This window comes from Streptomyces sp. ISL-98 (genome assembly GCF_018614055.1).
Taxonomy (GTDB): domain Bacteria; phylum Actinomycetota; class Actinomycetes; order Streptomycetales; family Streptomycetaceae; genus Streptomyces; species Streptomyces spiramyceticus.
In genome coordinates this window covers 1-5,193 of the sequence record NZ_JAGGPB010000106.1, presented here as the reverse complement: position 1 = coordinate 5,193, position 5,193 = coordinate 1, and the positions used below count along the sequence as shown (strand labels likewise).

The 5,193-nt window shown below is 68.3% G+C and carries 4 protein-coding genes; 2 read left to right on the top strand and 2 right to left on the bottom strand.

The features are described from left to right. Positions 1-54: 54 nt before the first annotated feature. Positions 55-525: an ArsI/CadI family heavy metal resistance metalloenzyme gene (locus tag J7I98_RS39565; protein WP_251021881.1), complete on the bottom strand. Its 471-nt coding sequence runs from the start codon at positions 523-525 to the stop codon at positions 55-57. Between the two features lie 38 nt (positions 526-563). Further along, the gene (locus J7I98_RS39560) at positions 564-1,916 is read right to left on the bottom strand and encodes an NAD(P)-binding domain-containing protein (RefSeq protein WP_214929894.1); all 1,353 of its coding nucleotides are present in this window, start codon (positions 1,914-1,916) and stop codon (positions 564-566) included. A gap of 344 nt (positions 1,917-2,260) precedes the next feature. On the opposite strand from J7I98_RS39560, the gene pstS reads away from it, so the two are divergent. Then, on the top strand, positions 2,261-3,379 hold the full coding sequence (gene pstS, locus J7I98_RS39555; RefSeq protein ID WP_308378122.1) for a phosphate ABC transporter substrate-binding protein PstS: 1,119 nt from the start codon (positions 2,261-2,263) through the stop codon (positions 3,377-3,379). Positions 3,380-3,529: 150 nt separating this feature from the next. Beyond that, on the top strand, positions 3,530-5,170 hold the full coding sequence (locus tag J7I98_RS42010; RefSeq protein ID WP_251021880.1) for an IS1634 family transposase: 1,641 nt from the start codon (positions 3,530-3,532) through the stop codon (positions 5,168-5,170). Positions 5,171-5,193: the final 23 nt, after the last annotated feature.

Below are 5,193 nucleotides of genomic sequence, written 5' to 3'. Positions count from 1 at the left end.
CAACCTTCACTGCGAGAGGTCAGTTGATGTCCCGTCAGAGGCTCCTGAGCCAGGTCAGCAGCAGCCAGAGGCAGCGACGGTGGCAGGTTCGCCCGCCCCTGCGTCGGCGGTGTCCGTGCTGGTGCAGCAGGTGCTGCCTTGCTGCTTGGCCAGGGTGTCGGCATCGGCCTTCACGACGTACACCTCCCAGGGCTCCTGGCCGGGGCCGTGGACCCAGACCTTGTCCTGGAGGGCGTAGCAACAGGTGGTGTCGTTCTCCGCTGCCGTGGTCAGGCCCGCTTCGGACAGGCGGGTGGTGGCGGCGTTGACGGCTTCGGTGGTGTCGACCTCGACGCCGAGGTGGTCCATGCGCGTGTCCTCGCCGCGTTGGCCTTCGATGAGGACGAGCTTGAGCGGCGGCTCCGCGATGGCGAAGTTGGCGTAGCCGTCGCGGAGTTTGGCGGGCTCGGTGCCGAAGAGCTTGGTGTAGAAGGCGATGGACGCGGCGAGGTCGGGGACGCGGAGGGCGAGTTGTACGCGGGACATGGCGTGCCTCCTGCTGGGTGAGTGGGTGGAGTGAGGCGTCAGCAGCCGCCTGAGCCGGCCGGGGCTCCTACGCCGATCTGGAGGGCGGCGGGGGCGGCGCAGCAGCCGCTGGCACCGTCGGATTCGGCCGCGCCGGGCTCGTCGAAGAGGCCCGCTCCGCCGCAGACTCCGGTCTCCGGGAGCGTCAGTTCGACGCGCTCCGCCGCTTCGTGGTCGCCTGCGAGGGCGGCGGCGATGGAGCGGACCTGCTCGTAACCGGTCATGGCGAGGAACGTCGGCGCGCGGCCGTAGCTCTTCATGCCGACCAGGTAAACGCCCTGCTCCGGGTGCGACAACTCCTTGACGCCGTGCGGGTAGACGGTGCCGCAGGAGTGCTGGTTGGGGTCGATCAGCGGGGCGAGCTCGGTCGGGGCCTGGAGTCGCTCGTCGAGGCCGAGGCGGAGCTCGGAGACGAACGACAGGTCGGGGCGGAAGCCAGTGAGGACGATGACCTCGTCGACCGGATCGAGCCGACGCCCGTCCTCAGCCACCAGCACCAGCTTGTCGCCGGACTTCTCGACGACGCTGGTACGGAAGCCGGTGGCGGCGGAGGCGTACCCATCGTCAACGGCCGCCTTGGCAGCAAGGCCCAGCGCACCACGCGCCGGAAGCTGATCAGCCTCGCCGCCGCCGAAGGTGTCACCGCCGATTCCGCGCCGCAGGATCCACACCGCGTGGGTCCCGTCCGTCTCCTTGGCGAGGTCGGCAAGGTAGGCGAGCGCGGTGAACGCGGAGGCACCTGAGCCGATCACAGCCGTTCGCTTGCCGGCGTAACGGGCCCGCAGGGCCACGTCCTTGAGGTCGGGCACTCGGTAGGAGATGCGGTCGGTGGCCGAGCGCTCGCCGAGGGCGGGCAGGCCGTCGCCGCCGATCGGGCTGGGGGTGGACCAGGTGCCGGAGGCGTCGATGACGGCGCGGGCTGTGATCCGCTCTTCGGAGCCGTCAGCGTTCACGTGGACGGTGAAGGGCTGCTGCTCCCGGTCGGCGTCCACGACACGGTCGCGGTCGAGGCGGGACACACCGGTGACGCGGGAGCCGAAGCGCACCTTGTCGCCCAGGACGTCGGCCAGCGGCTGGAGGTAGTCCGCGGCCCAGTCACCGCCCGAGGGGTACGTCGCACCGTCGGGCGCGGTCCAGCCGGTCGGGGCGAGCAGCTTCTCGGCCGCTGGATCGACGACCTCGGCCCACGTGGAGAACAGCCGCACGTGGCTCCACTCGCGTACGGCAGCGCCCGCGTTTGCTCCGGCCTCCAGAACCAAGGGCTCGATGCCGCGCTCGACGAGATGTGCGGCGGCGGCCAGGCCGCTCGGACCGGCGCCGATCACTACGACCGGAAGCTTCTGCTCGCTCATGTCTGCTGTCTCCTTGGGGGCAGGGCTTGTTTCGATGTCTATCTATGTCCTGAGCCTCGCACTTGCATTGACCGTTGTCAACATAGATGGGTGTCGAATTCTGGACTGGGTCGCTGCCCGGAGAGGTGGACTCGCGTTGGTTCGATTCGGCCCGTGGTGAGCCTGTTGAATGCGGCTGCTCACCCGCCGTATGGCGGCGCGACCTCTGATGTTCGTGCGCATGTCGCCCGAGGCACGCACTGGATCGCCGACCATCTATATTCCAGGCTGATGGTCGGCGGGCGAGGCCACGGGCGTTCCGTTAGTACCTCGGCCGCTTTACTCGGTGTCTCAGGGGGAGCGAAGTGCAGCGTCGACGTACGAGCAGACGGACCGCGCAGGTCACCGCGGCCGCGATGGCGGGCTTGCTGCTGAGTGCGTGTGACGTGGGAGGCGCCTCCGATCCTGATGGCGCGCCCGTAGAGCCTGCAGCGGTCCGGATCGACTGCGCCAGCAAGGGCAAGCTGCCCGGTTCGGGGTCGACGGCACAGCAGAACGCGATGAAGTACTGGATCGAGCAGTACCAGCGGGTCTGCAAGGGAGTCGAGATCAAATACAACCCCCTGGGATCCGGCGCCGGGGTGGCCCAGTTCCTGCGGGGGGCCACCAATTTCGGTGGCACCGACGGTGCGCTGGACCCCACGGAGGTGGAGTCGTCGAAGGGGGTCTGTCCGGGCGGCAGGGCCATCGACCTTCCGATGGTCGGCGGGCCCATCGCGATCGGCTACAACCTCCCGGGAGTGGATAGCCTGACGCTCGACGCCGTGACCCTCGCGAAAATCTTTGACGCGCGGATCACTTCCTGGGACCACCCAGACATTCAGCGGCTCAACCCGGATGTAAAGCTGCCGTCGCTCGCTGTCAGAGCCGTGCACCGCTCGGACGGATCCGGCACGACGCAGAATTTGAACGCCTATCTCGCGGGCGCCGCGGGAGGCGAGTGGCCCCACCCAGTGGAGAAGTCGTGGCAGGGGAAGGGTGGCGAATCCGCGAGTGGGTCCACCGGAGTTGCTTCGCAGGTGCAGTCACAGGAGGGCTCGATCGGCTACTTCGAACTGTCCTTCGCCGCAACCCTCAAGATCAGCACGGTCAAGATCGATACGGGGGCGGCCCGGCCTGTCGGCCCCTCGCCGGAGACTGCCTCTGCGGGTATGGCTGAAGCTCGAATCGCAGGCAAGGGCAAGGATCTGACCCTGGAGTTCGACTACCGCACCTCGGAGGAGGGGGCGTACCCGATCGTCCTGGTGACGTACGAGATCGTGTGTGACACCGGGAACCAGGTCGATACGCTCCCTGTCCTGAAGTCTTTCCTGACCTACACCGCCAGTGAGGAGGGGCAGGAGATCCTCCCCAGCATCCACTACGCGCCGCTGCCGGAGTCTGTCGCGGACCAAGTGCGCCAGGTCATTCGCACGCTGTCCTGACGTACTGGCTTCGCACCTCTAGGCCCGGATTTCGCACATGCCTCGTCTGGTTGGAACGAGGCATGTGCGGTGTCCGGTCGTCGGTGTGGTCGTTGATGTGATGTGTCGATGATTTCGCGTGCCGAGCGGCCGCGGGTGCGTCGTCCACGGATGAACGTGGAGATTGCTCCTGTGGTGGAGAGGCGTCTGGGCGCTCTGCCTGTCTCTGCCGAGTTTCTGCGCCGGCTGGACGTGGCCCGGATCATCGACGAGCTGTGTCCGGTGCGCGACATCGCGCACCTGACGCATGGGCAGGTCATCGGGGTCCTGGTCGCCAACCGGCTGTCCGCGCCCGCGCCGCTGGTGCGGGTGGGTGACTGGGCACGAGAGTGGGCGGTGGAGGAGGTCTTCGGGATCGAGGCGGACCTGCTCAACGACGACCGTATCGGCCGTGCTCTGGACGCCATCGCGCCCGAGCTGGAACGCATCGTCGGCACGGTGGGGGCTAGCGCGGTCGCCGAGTTCGGGATCGATGTCTCGCGCCTGCACTGGGACATGACCAGCATGTCCCTGCACGGCGCCTACGAGCACCAGCAGGAGGGATTCCCGCAGGTCAAGTACGGTCGTCCCAAGGACCGCCGGGCAGATCTCAAGCAGATCCAGGCCGGTATCGCGATCTCGGCGGACGGCGGGATCCCCGTCTTCCACCGCGCCTACGACGGCGGGGCCGGCGAGGTCTCCCAGGTCGTCGGGGCGATGACAGCCCTGCGCGAGCTGGCCGCGCCCCGCGAGTTCCTGATGATCGGCGACTCGAAGCTGATCTCCTACGGCAACCTGCTGGCCCTGCAGGAAGCCGGGGTGAGGTTCATCGCCCCGGCGCCCGCGGCGAAGATTCCCGACGGTCTGTATGCCGGTCTTGATCCCGGCCAGACCCGTCCGGTCAACTACACCGCCGAACGGGACGCGGGCAAACCGCCCGGGCAGCGTGGGCGCTACCGGGTGCTGGAGGACACCCAGACTCTGGCCGGTCCACGCAAGCGCGATCCGCAGATCACCGTGCGCCGGATCCTGGTCCACTCCAGTGCCAACGCCCAAGCCCAGCAGGCCGCCCGCACCCGGCGGCTGGAGCAGGCCCGTGAGGAACTGGACAAGCTCCAGCGCGCCTGCGGCGGCCGGCACTACGCCACCGCGCAGAAGGTCACAGCCAGGGTCGGCGTGATCACCAGTAAACGCCGCATCGGCTCCTGCCTGGTCACTTGCATCGCCACCGACGACAGGGGGCGGCCCACCCTGACCTGGCACTACGACCAGGAAGCCCTGGCCGCCGAGGCCGCCGCGGACGGCTGGTACGCGCTGCTGACCACCCTCGATCCCGCTGAGGCCGACGCCGCCGAGGTTCTGATCCGCTACAAGGGCCAGCCGGTCATCGAACGCCGCTACAGCGACTTCAAGGGCCCGCTCGCCGTGGCCCCGGTGTTCTTGCACCACAACCGGCGCATCGCCGCGCTGATCACCGTGATCTGCCTGGCCCTGCTGGTGTTCTGCCTCATCGAACGCCAGGTCCGCCAGGCCCTGGGCGGCGATCAGACCATGCGCGGGCTCTACCCCGACAACCGGGCCGTCCGCCCGACCGGACGCCTGATCCTCTACCACCTCGACAGCCTGCGGATGCGGGCCGGAACAGCCACCGACCCGCCAACCATCCTGGTCACTCGCGGTGTTCAAGCCCACCTCCTCGAATTACTCGGCATCGACGCAACCCGCCCGCGCTGGCTGGACACCTCAAACCGCATGTGCGAAATCCGGGTCTAGGGGCAATACCGGTGACTTTGGTG

Coding starts and splice junctions, on each gene's coding strand:
- J7I98_RS39565 (WP_251021881.1), bottom strand. CDS start 525: ATGTCCCGCGTACAACTCGCCCTCCGCGTCCCCGACCTCGCCGCGTCC.
- J7I98_RS39560 (WP_214929894.1), bottom strand. CDS start 1,916: ATGAGCGAGCAGAAGCTTCCGGTCGTAGTGATCGGCGCCGGTCCGAGC.
- J7I98_RS42010 (WP_251021880.1), top strand. CDS start 3,530: ATGAACGTGGAGATTGCTCCTGTGGTGGAGAGGCGTCTGGGCGCTCTG.